Below are 14,743 nucleotides of genomic sequence, written 5' to 3' on the forward strand. Positions count from 1 at the left end.
AGTCCTGCCGCGGCCCTGCCGTGCGCTGGGCGAAGTCCGAGCTGACGCTGGCGCTTCTGCCCGCGAAGGCGCGGCTGACCCCGGCGCTGGCGCAGCTTCTGGACCAGGCGCTGGACCAGGCCATCGCGCAGATCAACGGCGCGGGCGCCGGCATCCGCCTGACCCGCACCGACAGGGCCGGCGCCGATATCCGCGTCTATGTCAGCGCGGCCCAGCCCGGCGACAGCATGGCCGCCCAGCCCGGACTTTCAGCGCCGGGGGTGATGGGGGTCGGCTATTCGACGATCTGGTGGAATGACAGCAACCGCATCACCGCCGCGACGATCCTGATCTCGACCGGGATGGAGGCGCATGACATGCAGTCGGTGGTGCTGGAAGAGGTGTTCCAGGCGCTTGGCCCCCGCTTCGACGTGGCCGGCCGCGCCTATGAGGGCGTGTCGATCCTGAGCCAAAGCTCGAACGCGACGCTGACCATCGAAGGCCAGGACGCCCGGCTTCTGCGCTGGATCTATCCCTGAGCGCCGCCCTTGTGGCGCGCTTCCGGCTGATGGTAACCAGACCCGTTCTTCCGTTCCGAGGCGCCCATGGCACAGACCGAAAAGACCAAGGCCAAGACCGTAAAAGACTATATCCGCACCATCGTGGACTTCCCGCATGAGGGGATCCTGTTTCGCGACGTGACCACGCTTTTCGCCGATCCGCGCGGCTTGCGCATGTGCGTGGACCAGCTGCTGGCGCCCTATGCGGGCCTGCGCATCGACAAGGTCGCGGGGCTTGAGGCGCGGGGCTTCATCCTGGGCGGCGCGGTGGCGCATCAGCTATCGACGGGTTTCGTGCCGATCCGCAAGAAGGGCAAGCTGCCCGGCCAGACCATCAGCCAGGCCTATCAGCTGGAATATGGCGAGGCCGTGGTCGAGATCCATGACGATGCGCTGCAACCGGGCGAGCGGGTGCTGCTGGTCGATGATCTTCTGGCCACCGGCGGCACGGCCGAGGCGGGCATCAAGCTGATCGAACGGCTGGGGGCGCAGATCGTCGGCTGCGCCTTCGTCGTCGACCTGCCCGATCTGGGCGGGCGGGCGCGGCTTGAGGCCTTGGGAATGGATGTCCACGCGCTTTGCGCCTTCGAGGGGCTGTAGCGCCCGACCCTGCCCCGGGGCGCGGCACGGCGCGCGCCCCGGTCTGTCTGCGGGATCAGTCGAACAGCGGCACCGCGACGCCCGCCGCGTCGAACAGGTAATCGCGCGAGGCGATGATCCGGTCGCGCAGCGCCGGGATATCCTGCCCGACCAGCGCGCCCTGCCATTTCCGGATCTGCCCGGCCACCAGAACCGTCTCGACATTCGAGCGTTCCATCAGCGTGACAACGGCGCCGGCGGCGTTGTTCAACGGCGCCACGTTCAGCGCCGTCGCATCGAGAAGCAGGATATCGGCCTCTTTCCCCGGTGTCAGCGAGCCGGTCTTGTGATCCAGCCGCAAGGCCTTGGCGCCGTTGATCGTGGCAAACTCCAGCACCTCGCGCGAGGACAGCAGCGCCGGCGCCGCCTCGGGGCCCTGGTCCAGCGCGATCTGGTTCGCCAGCGCCCGCTGCAGGGTAAGGGTGCTGCGCATCTGGGTGAAGAAATCCGCCGTCATCGTGCATTCCACATCGACCGACAGCGCCGGCGCCATCCCCATGTCGATCGCCTTCTGGATCGGCGGCATGCCATGGCGCATCTGCATTTCGATCGGCACCGAAAGCGAGATATGGGCGCCCACCTCTTTCGCCCGGTCCCAGGCCGCATCGGACATGCCGGTCATGTGGATGAACAGATGCCGGTCGGTGTAATGCGGGATCAGCCTGTCCATGGTCTCTTGCATGCCCAGCGAGCCCACGACATGCAGCCCGACCATCAGGTCCAGCTCTTTGCCAAGGTTCCACAGCACCATCGGATCGACGCCGGGCAGATAGACCTCGCCCCCCATCAGCATGGACAGAAGCTGGTCGTCCGAGGCGAAATACTGGTCGCGCAGCCGGCGGGCATCCTGCGGATATTGCAGGCCCGGGCCGTAGCCTTCGAAATAGCCGAACACGCCGCGGCGGCCGACCGCCTGCAGGCCCTCGACCACCGCGTCGGAATGCGCGGGCGAATGGTGGATCTGCGACACGTCCAGAACCGTGGTCACGCCCGCATCCAGCTGCGACAGGCCGCCGAACAGCTGGGCGATATAGACATCCTCGGGGCGGTAGAGTTTCGAGAAGATGCCAAGGATGTTGTCCAGATAGGTCGCCGCGCCCGGCCGGGTCGGATCGCCGAACATGATCCCGTCGGGCAGGTAGGAGCGCAGGCTGGTTTCGAACTGGTGGTGATGGGTGTCGATGAAGCCCGGCAGCACGATGCGGCCCGCGGCATCGATCACCAGCGCGTCGGGCGCGTCGATGGCGGGGGCAAGGTCAAGGATCTTCGCGCCTTCCAGCAGCAGGTCTCCGGTGAAATCGCCGATCGCGGCATCCTGGCTGAGGATATGGCCGCCCTTGATCAGCGTGCGCCGGCCGGGATCGCCCACGCCCGCGGGCAGGCCCTGCGCGGCGGCGGGGCGGGCCAGGAAGGCGGGCAGGAAGGCCATGGCCGCGGCACTGGCCAGCGCCCCGCGCAGAAAGCCGCGGCGCGAGGTCATCTTGCCCGGTCGGCCGGCATGGGAATGGGGCTGGGGCTGGGCAAGGCCCGCTTTGCAAAGCTCACACATTGCGCTATCTCCTTATCGCATACTTTTCGTGCCCTACTTCCTTAACGGATGCGAAAATCGGCTCAAGGAGGCACGTTTTTGAAGCTTGGGAACATGTCTGTGCCCGGGGATTGCGAACAGATTTCCCCGATACTTTCTGCGGTTGGCAACAAATGGACGGTTCTGGTGATCCTGATCCTGTCGGAAGGGCCGAAACGCTACAATCAGATGCGGCGCGAGATCGAATCCATCTCGCAGCGCATGCTGACGGTGACGCTGCGCGGGCTGGAACGCGACGGGCTGGTCTGGCGCCGGGTGCGGGCCGAGCGCAATCCGCCCCAGGTGGAATACGGGCTGACCGACCTGGGCCGCACGCTGATCGCGCCCCTGTTCGCGCTGTGCCACTGGTCGGCGCTGAATGTCGATCTGATCGGCGCCAACCAGCGCCGCTATGACGCCGCGACCGGCGCGGCCGAGGCCGAAGAGGCGGCCCTGCCCCCGCGCTAGCCGCCCGCGGCCGCGCGCGCCGGAACGGCCGCAGCGACTGGCCCTTGCACCCCCGCCCCCGCCCCGCTAGGAAGCGCGCGGTTTCCTTGGGCCTGGGAGAGATCCATGCCGCTGCTCGTCATGAAATTCGGGGGCACTTCGGTGGCCGACCTTGCGCGGATCGAAAACGCCGCGAAGAAGGTGCAGAAAGAGGTGGAACGGGGCTATGACGTGATCGTCATCGTCTCGGCCATGTCGGGCAAGACCAATGAATTGGTCGGCTGGGTCGAAACCACCTCGAAACTGTATGACGCGCGCGAATACGATGCCGTCGTCGCCTCGGGCGAGAATGTGACCGCCGGGCTGATGGCGCTGCGCCTGCAGGAAATGGGCGTGCCGGCGCGCAGCTGGCAGGGCTGGCAGGTGCCGATCAACACCACCTCGGCGCATGGCTCGGCCCGGTTCCTCAGCATCCCGCGCGAAAACCTGGACGCGAAATTCGCCGAAGGCTTCAAGGTCGCGGTGGTGGCGGGCTTCCAGGGCGTCTCGGCCGAGGGCCGGATCACCACGCTGGGCCGCGGCGGCAGCGACACGACCGCGGTGGCCTTCGCCGCCGCCTTCGGCGCCGAGCGCTGCGACATCTACACCGATGTGGACGGGGTCTATACGACCGATCCGCGCATCGTGTCGAAGGCGCGCAAGCTGGACAAGATCGCCTTCGAGGAAATGCTGGAACTGGCCTCGCTGGGGGCAAAGGTGCTGCAGACGCGCAGCGTCGAGCTGGCGATGCGCTACAAGGTGCGGCTGCGCGTGCTGTCCTCGTTCGAGGATACCGACGAGAACTCTGGAACCCTGGTCTGCGACGAGGAGGAAATCATGGAATCGAAAGTCGTCAGCGGCATCGCCTTCTCGCGCGACGAGGCGAAGATCACGCTGTTCACCATTGAAGACCGCCCGGGCGTGGCCCAGGCGATCTTCGGGCCCCTGGCCGATGCCGGCGTGAATGTCGACATGATCGTGCAGAACATATCCGAGAAGAACTATGGCAGCCACCCGGGTGCGGTGACCGACATGACCTTCTCGGTGCCGGTCAACCAGGTGCCGCGGGCGCAGAAGGCGATGGAGGACGCGCGCGCCGCGGGCCTGATCGCCTATGACGATCTGGTCGTGGATACCGAGGTTGCCAAGGTCTCGGTGGTGGGCATCGGCATGCGCAGCCAGGTGGGCGTCGCCGCGCGGATGTTCAAGGCGCTGGCCAATGAAGGCATCAACATCAAGGTCATCGCCACCTCCGAGATCAAGATCTCGGTGCTGATCGACCGCAAATACATGGAACTGGCCGTGCAGGCGCTGCACGACGCCTTCGAGCTGGACAAGGTCTGAGGCAAGGCCCGTCACAGGGCGCATCACAGGGCCCACCACAGGGCACGGCCTGACCGGCCGTGCCCTGTGTGTTTGCAATCTGCCGTCTCGTCGTTGACCGCGACAGGATCTGCTCGGTACAGTCTGCCGAGTGTCCACGCGTTCCGAGTTCCACCGATGTCGACGATGTTGCAGGTCATAGGCCTATGCCGGTTTTCCTATCCAACGGCGGGCGGATCGGGATTCAAGTTGGGGCGGGCAACCTCGGACAGCAGCCACGCGCTTTATGAGACCCGGCGGCTGCAAACCCGGCTCTGGCTTTTCCGCACGCTTTGCCTGCCGACGCTGCTGGGCCAGACCGATCCCGATTTCCGGCTGATTGTTCTTGTTGGCGAAGGCCTGCCCGAATTTGCGCGAAAGGCGCTGGATCGGATGGCCGCGGGCCATCCCCAGATCATCATCCGCGCCGAGCCGGAATTTCAGCCGCATATCGACGTGTGCAGCCGGCTGCTGCTGGAACAGCGCGATCCAAGCATCCCTTTCGTGGCCGAATTCCGGATGGATGACGACGACGGTGTCGGATTGTCTTTCGTGGCCGAACTGCGCCGGATCTTTGCCCTGTCGCGCGGGCTGATCCGGCGTGAACCCCGGCTGGAAGTTGATTTCTGTCGCGGCTATGCGCTGAAGCTATTGGCCGATGATCTGGCCTTCAAGCCGGTCGTGGCGGCGCATTGGGGTGTGGCCCAGGCCTTCATTCAGCGCTCCGACACGCGGCGGACCACGATGAACTTTCCGCATTACCAATCCTGGAGGGCGCATACGGCGATCTCCTGCGCGCGCGCCCCGATGTTCATCCGCTGCTTCCACGGTTTCAACGACACCGGCGATCGCTGGGACAAGCTGCGAGCCGACAGCGATCCAGAGGCCCCGGCCCAGTCCGAAGCCAGGCTGCCCGAATTGCTGGCCCGGCATTTCGGGCTTGATCTGGAGACTGCCCGCGAGAATCTGCGGGAAAGCGCATTGGCCGGATAGGCGAAGGCCGCCGCTTTTGCATTGCCACATCGCGGGCGATGCGCCGGCTTTCCGGGGTCTCAGCAAGGTGCCGCGGCGCGGCTTCGCGCGCGATCCTCTGCCATCGCGCGCTCAGGGGGCCAAGGCGCCGACCTTACGCCTTCTCAAACCCGATCTTCCGTTTCAGGAACTGCGTCGCATGGACCGACACACTGTCGGGATCGCCCGTGGTCAGGAATTTCGACACCGTGCCCTGCCCCAGCATCTCGGGCCGGCGGATCAGGTAATCGGCCAGCGATTCGGCCACCAGATTGGCCTGGGAATAGACCTTGACCTGCGGGCCCAGCGCCGCCTGGAAGGTCTTTTCCATCAAGGGATAATGCGTGCAGCCCAGGATCGCCGCCTCGGGATGCGGCATGCGCCGCTTCAACGCCTCGACATGGCTTTTCACCAGCGCCTCGGCCAGGATCTCGTCGCCCTGCTCGATCGCATCGACCACGCCGCCGCAGGGCTGCGCCTCGACATCCACCCCGATCGCGCGGAAGGCCAATTCGCGCTGGAACGCACGGCTGGCCACCGTCGCGGGCGTGGCAAACAGCGCCACATGCTTGACCGCCACCTCGCGCGGCGGCGAGTTGTCGCCCCATTGCCGTTCGGTCAGCGCCTCGATCAGCGGCACGAAGACGCCCAGCACGCGCTTGTCCTTGGGCAGCCAGGTTTCCTGCATCCGGCGCAGCGCCGCGGCCGAAGCGGTGTTGCAGGCCAGGATCACCAGATCGCAGCCCTCGGCCCAAAGCCGCTCGGTCGCGGCACAGGTCAGGGCGAAAATGTCATCGGCATCGCGCACCCCATAGGGCGCATGCGCATTGTCGCCGAAATAGACGAAAGGCACCTGCGGAAGCCGGCGCGCCACCGCATCCAGCACGGTCAGCCCCCCCAGACCCGAATCGAAGATTCCGACCGCCATGGCTGATCCTTTCCGAAAATGCCCGATTGCTGCCCGATCCCGGGGTCTTTGGCCCCGTTTCGGGCGCGATCATAGGCCGATGCCCCGCTCCACGAAAGGGGCGCAGGGCCGATTGCCGCTTTTTCGCCGTTGGTTACGGCTTTTTTGCCGTGTCAGGTTTTCGTTCTCTGCATGGCATGTGATAGGGTGCCGGCAATTTCAGAGGTGAGCCATGGACTGGGACAAGCTGCGCATCTTTCACGCCGTCGCCGAGCGCGGCAGCCTGACCCATGCGGGCGACGTGCTGCATCTGTCGCAATCCGCCGTCAGCCGGCAGATCCGCGCGCTGGAGGAAAGCCTGAATGTTACGCTGTTCCACCGCCATGCGCGCGGGCTGATCCTGACCGAACAGGGCGAGTTGCTGTTCGACGCCACGACCGCCATGGTCAAGCGGCTGGATGCCACCGCCGCGCGGATCCGCGACAGCGAGGATGAGGTCTTCGGCGAATTGCGCGTCACGACGACGATGGGCTTCGGCACGCTGTGGCTGGCCCCGCGGCTGGCGCGGCTTTACGAAACCTATCCGGCGCTGAAGATCGACCTGATGCTGGAAGAGCGGGTTCTGGATCTGCCGATGCGCGAAGCCGATGTGGCGATCCGCATGAAAGAGCCCAGCCAGGCCGACCTGATCCGCAAGCGGCTGATGCAGATCAAGATGCGGCTCTATGCAACGCCGGAATACCTGGCCAAGGCCGGCATGCCGACGACGATGGAAGACATGAGCCAGCACCGGCTGATCTGCCAGCATCCCGGCACGGCCCAGGTCGCGGCGGGCGCGCTGCTGGTGGCCGAGTTGATGAGCCATGATGTCCCCTCGACCCTGCATGTGAACAATTACTTCGGCGTGTTGCAAGCGGTGCTGAATCATCTGGGGATCGGGGTCATGCCCGATTACATCACCGAGGATTTCCCGCATCTGGTGCGGGTGCTGCCCGATGTGGAATCGGGCGAGGTGCCGGTCTTCCTCGCCTATCCCGAAGAGTTGCGCCATTCCAAGCGCGTCTCGGCCTTCCGCGATTTCGTCATGGACGAGATCATCGAGTTCCGGCGCAAGCACGAACAGTAAGCTATGCGCCAGACGCATGGCAGGCATACCCAACCTGCGGCAATCCATCCCTTGCGCGATTCATCTTCTGTCCATAAATCAGGCGGCGAGGCGCTGAACGAGGCAACTCTTCGCGCTTCAAACCTCCCTGTTGGACTTGGGCCGAGCTTCTGCTCGGCCTTCTTTTTTCCGGGGTTGCGAATCATCCGGCAGATCTGAGGCGCGGGCGCGCAGAAACGCCGCATCCGCAGGGCTTGCGGCAAGCGCGATGGCCTGGGCATAGGCGGCACGGGCGGCGGTGATCTCGCCCGCGCGGGCCAGGAATTCGGCCGCCGCGGCGTGGAAGGGCTGATAGGCGCGCAGATCGGCCGCCAGCGGCGCCAGCGCGGCCAGCGCGGCCTCGGCCCCCTCGGCCTCGCCCAGGGCCACCGCATGGCTGAGACGGGTCACCGGCGTATCCTCGAAAGCCAGCAGCCGCGCCTGCAGCGCCGCCATCCGCGCCCAGTCGGGCGGCTGGGCCAGATGGCAGGCGGCAATCCCGGCCTTCAGCCGGAAGGGCGCCTCGGGCGCGGGCGGGGCCAGCAGGGCCCGGGCCTCGGCGATCATCGCCGCATCCCACAGGGTGCGATCCTGAAGCTGCGGTGGCACGGTCGCGCCATCGGGCCCGGTGCGGGCGGCGCGGCGGGCCTGGGTCAGCAGCAGAAGCGCCAGGCAGGCGTCGATTTCGGCATCGCCGGGGCGCAGCGCGCGCAGCATGCGGGCCAGAAACACCGCCTCGTCGCACAGGTCGCGGCCGGCGGCGGGGCCCGCCGCGTAACCTGCCGTGAAGACAAGATAGATCACCGTCAGAACCGAATTCAGCCGCGCGGGCCAGTCTTCGGGGCCAGGCACGGCAAAGGGAATGCCGGCCGCGGCGATCTTGGCCCGAGCCCGGCTAAGCCTTTGGCCCATCGTGGTTTCCGCATCCAGAAACACCGCTGCGACCTGCGCCGTCGTCAGCCCGCACAGGCTGCGCAGGGTCAGCGCGACCCGGGTCTTCTGTTCCAGCGCCGGATGGCAGCAGGTGAAGATCAGCCGCAGCCGGTCATCGGGGATCTGCCCCGCCTGATCCGGCTCTGCGTCCAGCGCCGCCTCTTGCAGCGCCAGCCGTCCGATCGCCGCGCGGTGCCGCGCCAGCGCCGTCTCGCGGCGATAGGCATCAATCGCCTTGCGCAGGCCGGCGCGGATCAGCCAGGCCTGCGGATGGGCGGGCGGCCCCAGCCGCGCCCAATGCACCAGCGCCGAGGCCGCAGCCTCTTGCAGCGCCTCTTCGGCGCGGGGGAAATCGCCGATCCGAGCGACGAGGGCGGCCAGACACCGCCCCCGGTCCTGGCGCAGCACCGCGTCCAGACAGGCCGCCGCGGGGCCGCGATCTGCCATGCTCAGCCGAAGACCACGATCGGCCGCACCTCGACCGTGCCATGCGCGGCGCCGGGGATCTGCGCGGCCCAGGCCAGCGCCTCATCCTGATCGGCACAGTCGATCAGGTAATAGCCGCCCAGATGTTCGCGCGTCTCGGCAAAGGGGCCGTCCATCACCTCGGCTTTGCCGTCGCGCAGCCGCACCGAGCGCGCCGTGCCGACCGGCTGCAGCGCAAGGCCGGACACCATCACCCCGGCTGCCTGCATCCTCTGGTTCAGCGCGAAATAGGCGGCGTTCATGCTGTCGGACATCGGCGGGGCCAGGGCGGGATCGGTGTAGATCAGGGCAAGAAAACGCATCGCTCAATACTCCATCACCGGGCGCAGCTCGATGCTGCCCCAGTCGACCGAGGGGATCTGCGCCGCCCAAGCCAGCGCCTCGTCCAGATCGGCGGCCTCGAACAGGTAGAAGCCGCCCAGATGTTCGCGCGTCTCGGCAAAGGGGCCGTCCATGGTTTCCAACTGCCCGCCGCGGCGGCGCAGGGTGGTGGCGGTTTCGGGCCCGGCCAGGCCCTCGCCCGCGATCCATTTGCCCTCGGCCTGCAGCGCCTGGGCCAGCGCCATGTAGCGCTGCATCAGCGGGCCCCAGTCGGGGCTGCCCGCGGGCGGGGCACCGGCGGGATCTTCGTAGATCAGGGCCATGTATTTCATCGGTCTCTCCTGTCATGGTCCGGCGCGGGATTGCGCATCGGTCCAGACCAAGGACGCGCGACGCCTGCCGATTTCGACACAGTAGGCACGGGGCGCGAAAATTTTCGCCGAAAATTTTGCGCCACGCCCCGGCCGGGCGCGACAGCGGCGGTCGGGCGCGGAAAAATCCGCCCTGACGCCCGGCCGGCGCGGGCCTCTGCCCTTCCCCTCGCCCGGCCTTTCCGCTAGGAGGCGCCAAGATCACGCGCGCGGAGGCCGGCCATGAGCGAACCCGAAATCACCCCCGATCTGGTGGCCTCGCATGGGATCAAGCCCGATGAATGGGACCGGCTGCTGGGCATCCTGGGCCGTCAGCCCACATTCACCGAATTGGGCATTTTCTCGGCGATGTGGAACGAGCATTGTTCCTACAAATCCTCGAAGATCCATCTGCGCAAGCTGCCCACCTCGGGCCCGCAGGTGATCTGTGGCCCGGGCGAGAATGCCGGCGTCGTCGATATCGGCGATGGCGATGCGGTGATCTTCAAGATGGAGAGCCACAACCACCCGTCTTACATCGAGCCGCATCAGGGCGCGGCCACCGGCGTGGGCGGCATTCTGCGCGACGTCTTCACCATGGGCGCGCGGCCGATTGCGGCGATGAACAGCCTGTCCTTCGGCCTGCCCTCGCATCCGAAGACCGCGCATCTGGTCAAGGGCGTGGTCGAGGGCGTGGGCAGCTATGGCAATGCCTTCGGCGTGCCGACCGTGGGCGGCGAAGTGCGCTTCCACCGCAGCTATAACGGCAATTGCCTGGTCAACGCCTTTGCGGCGGGCCTGGCGAAGGCCGACCAGATCTTCTACTCGGCCGCCTCGGGCGTCGGCATGCCGGTCGTCTATCTGGGCGCCAAGACCGGCCGCGACGGCGTGGGCGGCGCCACCATGGCCAGCGCCGAATTCGACGAGACGATCGAGGAAAAGCGCCCCACCGTCCAGGTCGGCGACCCTTTCACCGAAAAGCGCCTGCTTGAGGCCTGTCTGGAGCTGATGCAGACCGGCGCGGTCATTTCCATTCAGGACATGGGGGCTGCCGGGCTGACCTGCTCGGCGGTCGAGATGGGCGACAAGGGGGGCCTCGGGATCAAGCTGCAGCTGGATGACGTGCCGCAGCGCGAAACCAACATGACCGCCTATGAGATGATGCTGAGCGAATCTCAGGAACGCATGCTGATGGTCCTGCGCCCCGAGAAGGAAGCCGAGGCCCGGGCGATCTTTGTCAAATGGGATCTGGATTTCGCCATCGTGGGCGAGACCATTCCCGAGGACCGTTTCCTGATCCTGCATGGCAATGAGGTGAAGGCCGACCTGCCCCTGTCGAAACTGTCGTCTTCGGCGCCGGAATATGACCGGCCCTGGGTGGAAACCCCGGCCGCGGCGCCTTTGGGCGAGGTGCCGGCGATTGGTGCGATTGCCGGGCTGAAGGCGCTGATCGGCGCGCCGTCCTACGCGCATAAGGCTTGGGTCTATGAACAATATGACAGCCAGGTCGGCGCCGATACGCTGGTGACGCCCGGCCTGCCGGCGGGTGTGGTGCGGGTGCATGGCACGCAAAAGGCGCTGGCCTTCACCAGCGACGTGACGCCGCGCTACGTGAAGGCGAACCCGCTGCAGGGCGGGCGCCAGGCGGTGGCGGAAGCCTATCGCAACCTGACCGCGATGGGCGCCCTGCCCTTGGCCACGACCGACAACCTGAATTTCGGCAATCCCGAAAAGCCCGAGATCATGGGCCAGTTCGTCGGCGCCCTGAAGGGGATCGGCGAGGCCTGTCTGGCGCTGGATATGCCCATCGTCTCGGGCAATGTGTCGCTTTACAATGAAACCGATGGCACGGGCATTCTGCCCACGCCCACGATCGGCGCCGTCGGCCTGTTCAAATCGCTGGACGAGGTGATCGCGGGCAAGCCGCAGGCCGGCGATCTGGCGGTGCTGTTGGGCGAGACCAAGGGCCATCTGGGCCAGTCGGCCCTGCTGGCCGAGGCGTTCGGCATGGAAGCGGGCGATGCGCCGCCGGTCGATCTGAAGGCCGAGAAGAAGCACGGCGACTTCATCCGCGCCAATCGCAAGGCGATCCGGGCCTGCTCGGATCTCAGCGATGGCGGGCTGGCACTGGCGGCCTTCGAGATGGCCGAAGCGGCGGGCCAGGGCATCTGGATCGAGCGCGGCGATATCCCCTTCCTCTTCGCCGAGGATCAGGGCCGCTATCTGCTGGCCGTGGCGCCCGAGGCGATGCCGGCGCTGGAAGCCGCGGCCGAAGCGGCCCGGGTGCCCTTGGCGCTGGTCGGCCAGTTCGGCGGCGATACCGTGTGCCTGGGCACTGATGCGGCGCCGCTGGCGGGCCTGTCGAAGATCTATCGCAGCGCCTTCGCGGCGGCTTTGGGCGTTTGATGCTGCGGCGGATCGGCCCGTCGGACAGCGCCGATCTGGCGCGGATCGCCGGGCTGATCGCCGCGCATCCGCTGGCGCTGCTGGGCCAGACCGAAAGCTGGCTGGCCGAACAGGCCGCCGTGGCAGAGAACCGGATCCTGATCTGGGACCGCGCCGGCACGGGCGGCTTCGATGGGTTTGCCGTGCTGGAACTGGCCTATCCGCGCGTCGTCGATCTGATGAACCTGGCGCTGGTGGCGCCGGGGCGTGGCGAGGGCCAGCAGCTGATCCGCGCCGTGCTGGATCTGGCCTTCGGCGAAATGGGCGCGCATCGGCTGTTCTGCGATGTGGCGCATGACAATGCGCCCGCCCTGGCCGCCTTTCGCCGCGCCGGGCTGGTGCAGGAAGGCGTGATGCGATCTTGCTGGAATCGCGGTGGCACCTGGGTCGATTGCCTGGCCTTCGCGCTGCTTGAGACGGAATGGCGGGCGCTGCCGCCCCAAGGTGTCGCAGCCGCGCCCTGACCCGCCTTCCGCCCTTGCCTGCGCGCCCTGCCCGGCCTACATCTGGGGGCTAGGACCAAGGAGAGACCCATGCCAATGGAAGGCAAGGACATCGAGGCGCTGATCCGCGCCGCGTTTCCGCAAGCGAAGATCACGGTGATCGACACCGTGGGGGACGGCAACCATTGGGCGGCCGAAGTGATCGACGAAAGCTTCCGGGGCATGAACCGGGTCCAGCAGCAGCGCGCCGTCTATGCCAGCCTGAAGGGCAAGATGGACGGGGCGCATGGGGAATTGCACGCGCTGGCGCTGACCACCAAGGCGCCGGAGTAAGGGGATCGAGATGAGCGCTTTGGACGATATCCGCGACACGGTCGCGAAGAATGACGTCGTGCTGTACATGAAGGGCACGAAACTGATGCCGCAATGCGGGTTCTCGTCCCGCGTGGCCGGCGTCTTGAACTATATGGGCGTCGAGTTCACCGATGTGAACGTGCTGGCCGACCCGGAAATCCGCCAAGGGATCAAGGAATTCTCGGACTGGCCGACGATTCCGCAGCTTTACGTCAAGGGCGAATTCGTCGGCGGCTGCGACATCATCACCGAGATGACGCTGTCGGGCGAATTGGACCAGCTGTTCGACGCCAAGGGCGTGGCTTACAACAAGGAAGCCGCCGACAAGATCCGTGAGGCGAATGCCTGAGGCCTGACCGGCCGGGGCTTTGCCCCCGGTCGCCCTGCTGGGCTGCGGATTTTCGACGAAAATCCGCCCCCTGCCCCGGCCGGTCCTCCAGGCTTAGCCCTTTTCCTGGCAGCCGGTCAGGATCGCCACCTCTTCCCCGGCTTCCTTCCAGTACAGCGTGGCCTCGGGTCCCTTGGTCCACCAGACATAGCTGGCCCCGTCCGAGGGCCAGCCATAGCGCGCGCCCGACGCCGCCGGTTCAGAGAAAAGCGTGATCTGTGTGCCCTCGACATGGATCACCGCCAAGGACAGATCGGCGGCATTCACATAGGTCGCCGGCACCTCGACCCCGCGGTCGCATTGATAGCGCAGGGTCAGAACCTGGGTTTCTGCGGGGGTCTCGGGCGTCGTCTGGGCCAAAGCCGGCAGCCCAGGCAGCATCAGCAGCGCGGCGGTCAGGACGGGGCGGATCATGCGCTGGCCTTTTCTTCAACCTGATCGGCCAGAGACTCGGCCCGGGCGGCCAGTTCGGCCAGGGTCTCGGTAACCTGAACCGGAATGACCGGCACTTCCACCCGCTCGGCCGCGGGGGCGGGGCGGGCCTGCAATTCGGCCAGTTGCGCCTTGACCTGGCGCAGCTCGTCCTCGGTCGCGGCGGTCTTGTCGGCCAGCATCAGCCCGGCCATCAGCAGCATCTTCACATCCGGCAGCCGGCCCATGGCAGACAGAAGCGGCGTGGCCTCGGCATCCAGCAATTCCGCCGCGGCGCGCAGGAAATGCTCCTCGCCCGGCTGGCACGAGACCATGAAGCCCTTGCCGCCAATGGTGATTTCCAGATCAGGCATGTTCGGCCTCCGTCAGATGATCGTCCAGCGCGGCGCTGATCTCGTTCAACTCGGCCAGTTCCGACAGACGGCTGGCGCGCAGCGCGTCCAGTTCGGCCAGCATGGCGCGGTTGATCTGCCCGGGCTCGATCAGCCCGGCCGCCCCGGCTTCGCGCAGCCGCCGCACCTCTTCGCGCAGCGCCACCGCGGTCTTGCGCATCCGCTGCATCTCCAGCCCCTGCACGTCCAGCTGGCGGGTCATCTGCGCGATGCGGTCTTCATATTGCGCGCGCAGCATCGCCTCACGCTCGGCCGCGGCGGCCAGGGCCGCGCGCAATTCGGCAGTGGCCGCCGCCACCGCCTCGTCGGCGCTGTCGGCGCGGTCTTCGGGCAGCGGATCGGCGGCCAGATCGGCGGGGTCGACATCGACGGCCATCGGCGCGCCGGCCCCCGACTCGGCCCCAGCCAGCCCAGCGGCTTGCGGCGCGGCAAGCCCGTCCAGCCCGCGCGCGATGCGATCCAGCGCCGCGGTGATCCGCCGTTCCAGTTCCACGATCTCTGCCATGCGCCGCCCTTTCCGGTGCCATCCGCCTGGGGGCCGGCC

At 67.0% G+C, this 14,743-nt stretch carries 18 protein-coding genes; 10 read left to right on the top strand and 8 right to left on the bottom strand.

The annotated features are described in order from the left end of the window. A partial coding sequence (locus K1Y73_RS03485; protein ID WP_225026529.1) for a hypothetical protein occupies window positions 1-518 on the top strand: 518 nt, incomplete at its 5' end. A 66-nt stretch (window positions 519-584) separates the two neighbouring features. Continuing rightward, window positions 585-1,139, top strand: a complete 555-nt coding sequence (locus K1Y73_RS03490) for an adenine phosphoribosyltransferase (protein ID WP_225026530.1) — start codon at window positions 585-587, stop codon at window positions 1,137-1,139. 55 nt (window positions 1,140-1,194) lie between these two features. Here the strand turns inward: K1Y73_RS03490 and K1Y73_RS03495 are convergent, their stop codons facing one another. Further along, on the bottom strand, window positions 1,195-2,727 hold the full coding sequence (locus K1Y73_RS03495) for an amidohydrolase family protein (protein ID WP_225026531.1): 1,533 nt from the start codon (window positions 2,725-2,727) through the stop codon (window positions 1,195-1,197). Between the two features lie 93 nt (window positions 2,728-2,820). On the opposite strand from K1Y73_RS03495, the gene K1Y73_RS03500 reads away from it, so the two are divergent. The 3 genes from K1Y73_RS03500 (at window position 2,821) to K1Y73_RS03510 (ending at window position 5,586) form a co-directional block, all read left to right on the top strand. After that, on the top strand, window positions 2,821-3,213 hold the full coding sequence (locus K1Y73_RS03500) for a winged helix-turn-helix transcriptional regulator (protein ID WP_225026532.1): 393 nt from the start codon (window positions 2,821-2,823) through the stop codon (window positions 3,211-3,213). 105 nt (window positions 3,214-3,318) lie between these two features. After that, window positions 3,319-4,575, top strand: a complete 1,257-nt coding sequence (locus K1Y73_RS03505; RefSeq protein ID WP_225026533.1) for an aspartate kinase — start codon at window positions 3,319-3,321, stop codon at window positions 4,573-4,575. A 165-nt stretch (window positions 4,576-4,740) separates the two neighbouring features. Beyond that, on the top strand, window positions 4,741-5,586 hold the full coding sequence (locus tag K1Y73_RS03510) for a glycosyltransferase (protein WP_225026534.1): 846 nt from the start codon (window positions 4,741-4,743) through the stop codon (window positions 5,584-5,586). A gap of 133 nt (window positions 5,587-5,719) precedes the next feature. Here the strand turns inward: K1Y73_RS03510 and K1Y73_RS03515 are convergent, their stop codons facing one another. Continuing rightward, window positions 5,720-6,532: a glutamate racemase gene (locus tag K1Y73_RS03515; protein WP_225026535.1), complete on the bottom strand. Its 813-nt coding sequence runs from the start codon at window positions 6,530-6,532 to the stop codon at window positions 5,720-5,722. A 211-nt stretch (window positions 6,533-6,743) separates the two neighbouring features. Between K1Y73_RS03515 and K1Y73_RS03520 the strand changes: the two genes are divergently transcribed. After that, a complete protein-coding gene (locus K1Y73_RS03520) occupies window positions 6,744-7,637 on the top strand; it encodes a LysR family transcriptional regulator (RefSeq protein ID WP_225026536.1) in 894 nt (297 codons plus the stop codon). Between the two features lie 117 nt (window positions 7,638-7,754). Here the strand turns inward: K1Y73_RS03520 and K1Y73_RS03525 are convergent, their stop codons facing one another. From K1Y73_RS03525 to K1Y73_RS03535, 3 genes are read right to left on the bottom strand one after another with little or no spacing between them, the layout of a single operon-like run. Then, window positions 7,755-9,035, bottom strand: a complete 1,281-nt coding sequence (locus K1Y73_RS03525; protein ID WP_225026537.1) for an RNA polymerase sigma factor — start codon at window positions 9,033-9,035, stop codon at window positions 7,755-7,757. Window positions 9,036-9,037: 2 nt separating this feature from the next. Then, a complete protein-coding gene (locus tag K1Y73_RS03530; RefSeq protein WP_225026538.1) occupies window positions 9,038-9,376 on the bottom strand; it encodes a YciI family protein in 339 nt (112 codons plus the stop codon). Window positions 9,377-9,379: 3 nt separating this feature from the next. Continuing rightward, the gene (locus K1Y73_RS03535; RefSeq protein WP_225026539.1) at window positions 9,380-9,727 is read right to left on the bottom strand and encodes a YciI family protein; all 348 of its coding nucleotides are present in this window, start codon (window positions 9,725-9,727) and stop codon (window positions 9,380-9,382) included. Window positions 9,728-9,988: 261 nt separating this feature from the next. On the opposite strand from K1Y73_RS03535, the gene purL reads away from it, so the two are divergent. From purL to grxD, 4 genes are all read left to right on the top strand, one after another. Next, window positions 9,989-12,151 (top strand): phosphoribosylformylglycinamidine synthase subunit PurL, encoded by a 2,163-nt coding sequence (gene purL / locus K1Y73_RS03540; protein WP_225026540.1) that lies wholly within the window; start codon window positions 9,989-9,991, stop codon window positions 12,149-12,151. Continuing rightward, window positions 12,151-12,654, top strand: coding sequence for a GNAT family N-acetyltransferase (locus tag K1Y73_RS03545; protein WP_225026541.1), 504 nt, complete (start codon window positions 12,151-12,153; stop codon window positions 12,652-12,654). Before purL ends, K1Y73_RS03545 begins: the two co-directional genes overlap by 1 nt. A gap of 69 nt (window positions 12,655-12,723) precedes the next feature. Further along, window positions 12,724-12,966, top strand: coding sequence for a BolA/IbaG family iron-sulfur metabolism protein (locus tag K1Y73_RS03550; protein ID WP_225026542.1), 243 nt, complete (start codon window positions 12,724-12,726; stop codon window positions 12,964-12,966). Between the two features lie 10 nt (window positions 12,967-12,976). After that, window positions 12,977-13,336: a Grx4 family monothiol glutaredoxin gene (gene grxD / locus K1Y73_RS03555; protein WP_225026543.1), complete on the top strand. Its 360-nt coding sequence runs from the start codon at window positions 12,977-12,979 to the stop codon at window positions 13,334-13,336. A gap of 93 nt (window positions 13,337-13,429) precedes the next feature. On the opposite strand, the gene K1Y73_RS03560 is transcribed toward grxD, so the two are convergent. From K1Y73_RS03560 to K1Y73_RS03570, 3 genes are read right to left on the bottom strand one after another with little or no spacing between them, the layout of a single operon-like run. Beyond that, window positions 13,430-13,789 (bottom strand): MliC family protein, encoded by a 360-nt coding sequence (locus K1Y73_RS03560; protein ID WP_225026544.1) that lies wholly within the window; start codon window positions 13,787-13,789, stop codon window positions 13,430-13,432. Next, complete coding sequence (locus tag K1Y73_RS03565) at window positions 13,786-14,160, bottom strand: cell division protein ZapA (RefSeq protein WP_225026545.1); 375 nt, start codon at window positions 14,158-14,160, stop codon at window positions 13,786-13,788. The genes K1Y73_RS03560 and K1Y73_RS03565 overlap by 4 nt, the downstream gene beginning before the upstream one ends. Then, window positions 14,153-14,704, bottom strand: a complete 552-nt coding sequence (locus K1Y73_RS03570; protein ID WP_225026546.1) for a hypothetical protein — start codon at window positions 14,702-14,704, stop codon at window positions 14,153-14,155. The genes K1Y73_RS03565 and K1Y73_RS03570 overlap by 8 nt, the downstream gene beginning before the upstream one ends. Between the last annotated feature and the right edge of the window lie 39 nt (window positions 14,705-14,743).

This window comes from Xinfangfangia pollutisoli, assembly GCF_020179405.1.
Taxonomy (GTDB): domain Bacteria; phylum Pseudomonadota; class Alphaproteobacteria; order Rhodobacterales; family Rhodobacteraceae; genus Pseudogemmobacter; species Pseudogemmobacter pollutisoli.

Coding starts and splice junctions, on each gene's coding strand:
- K1Y73_RS03490 (WP_225026530.1), top strand. CDS start 585: ATGGCACAGACCGAAAAGACCAAGGCCAAGACCGTAAAAGACTATATC.
- K1Y73_RS03495 (WP_225026531.1), bottom strand. CDS start 2,727: ATGTGTGAGCTTTGCAAAGCGGGCCTTGCCCAGCCCCAGCCCCATTCC.
- K1Y73_RS03500 (WP_225026532.1), top strand. CDS start 2,821: ATGTCTGTGCCCGGGGATTGCGAACAGATTTCCCCGATACTTTCTGCG.
- K1Y73_RS03505 (WP_225026533.1), top strand. CDS start 3,319: ATGCCGCTGCTCGTCATGAAATTCGGGGGCACTTCGGTGGCCGACCTT.
- K1Y73_RS03510 (WP_225026534.1), top strand. CDS start 4,741: ATGTTGCAGGTCATAGGCCTATGCCGGTTTTCCTATCCAACGGCGGGC.
- K1Y73_RS03515 (WP_225026535.1), bottom strand. CDS start 6,532: ATGGCGGTCGGAATCTTCGATTCGGGTCTGGGGGGGCTGACCGTGCTG.
- K1Y73_RS03520 (WP_225026536.1), top strand. CDS start 6,744: ATGGACTGGGACAAGCTGCGCATCTTTCACGCCGTCGCCGAGCGCGGC.
- K1Y73_RS03525 (WP_225026537.1), bottom strand. CDS start 9,035: ATGGCAGATCGCGGCCCCGCGGCGGCCTGTCTGGACGCGGTGCTGCGC.
- K1Y73_RS03530 (WP_225026538.1), bottom strand. CDS start 9,376: ATGCGTTTTCTTGCCCTGATCTACACCGATCCCGCCCTGGCCCCGCCG.
- K1Y73_RS03535 (WP_225026539.1), bottom strand. CDS start 9,727: ATGAAATACATGGCCCTGATCTACGAAGATCCCGCCGGTGCCCCGCCC.
- purL (WP_225026540.1), top strand. CDS start 9,989: ATGAGCGAACCCGAAATCACCCCCGATCTGGTGGCCTCGCATGGGATC.
- K1Y73_RS03545 (WP_225026541.1), top strand. CDS start 12,151: ATGCTGCGGCGGATCGGCCCGTCGGACAGCGCCGATCTGGCGCGGATC.
- K1Y73_RS03550 (WP_225026542.1), top strand. CDS start 12,724: ATGCCAATGGAAGGCAAGGACATCGAGGCGCTGATCCGCGCCGCGTTT.
- grxD (WP_225026543.1), top strand. CDS start 12,977: ATGAGCGCTTTGGACGATATCCGCGACACGGTCGCGAAGAATGACGTC.
- K1Y73_RS03560 (WP_225026544.1), bottom strand. CDS start 13,789: ATGATCCGCCCCGTCCTGACCGCCGCGCTGCTGATGCTGCCTGGGCTG.
- K1Y73_RS03565 (WP_225026545.1), bottom strand. CDS start 14,160: ATGCCTGATCTGGAAATCACCATTGGCGGCAAGGGCTTCATGGTCTCG.
- K1Y73_RS03570 (WP_225026546.1), bottom strand. CDS start 14,704: ATGGCAGAGATCGTGGAACTGGAACGGCGGATCACCGCGGCGCTGGAT.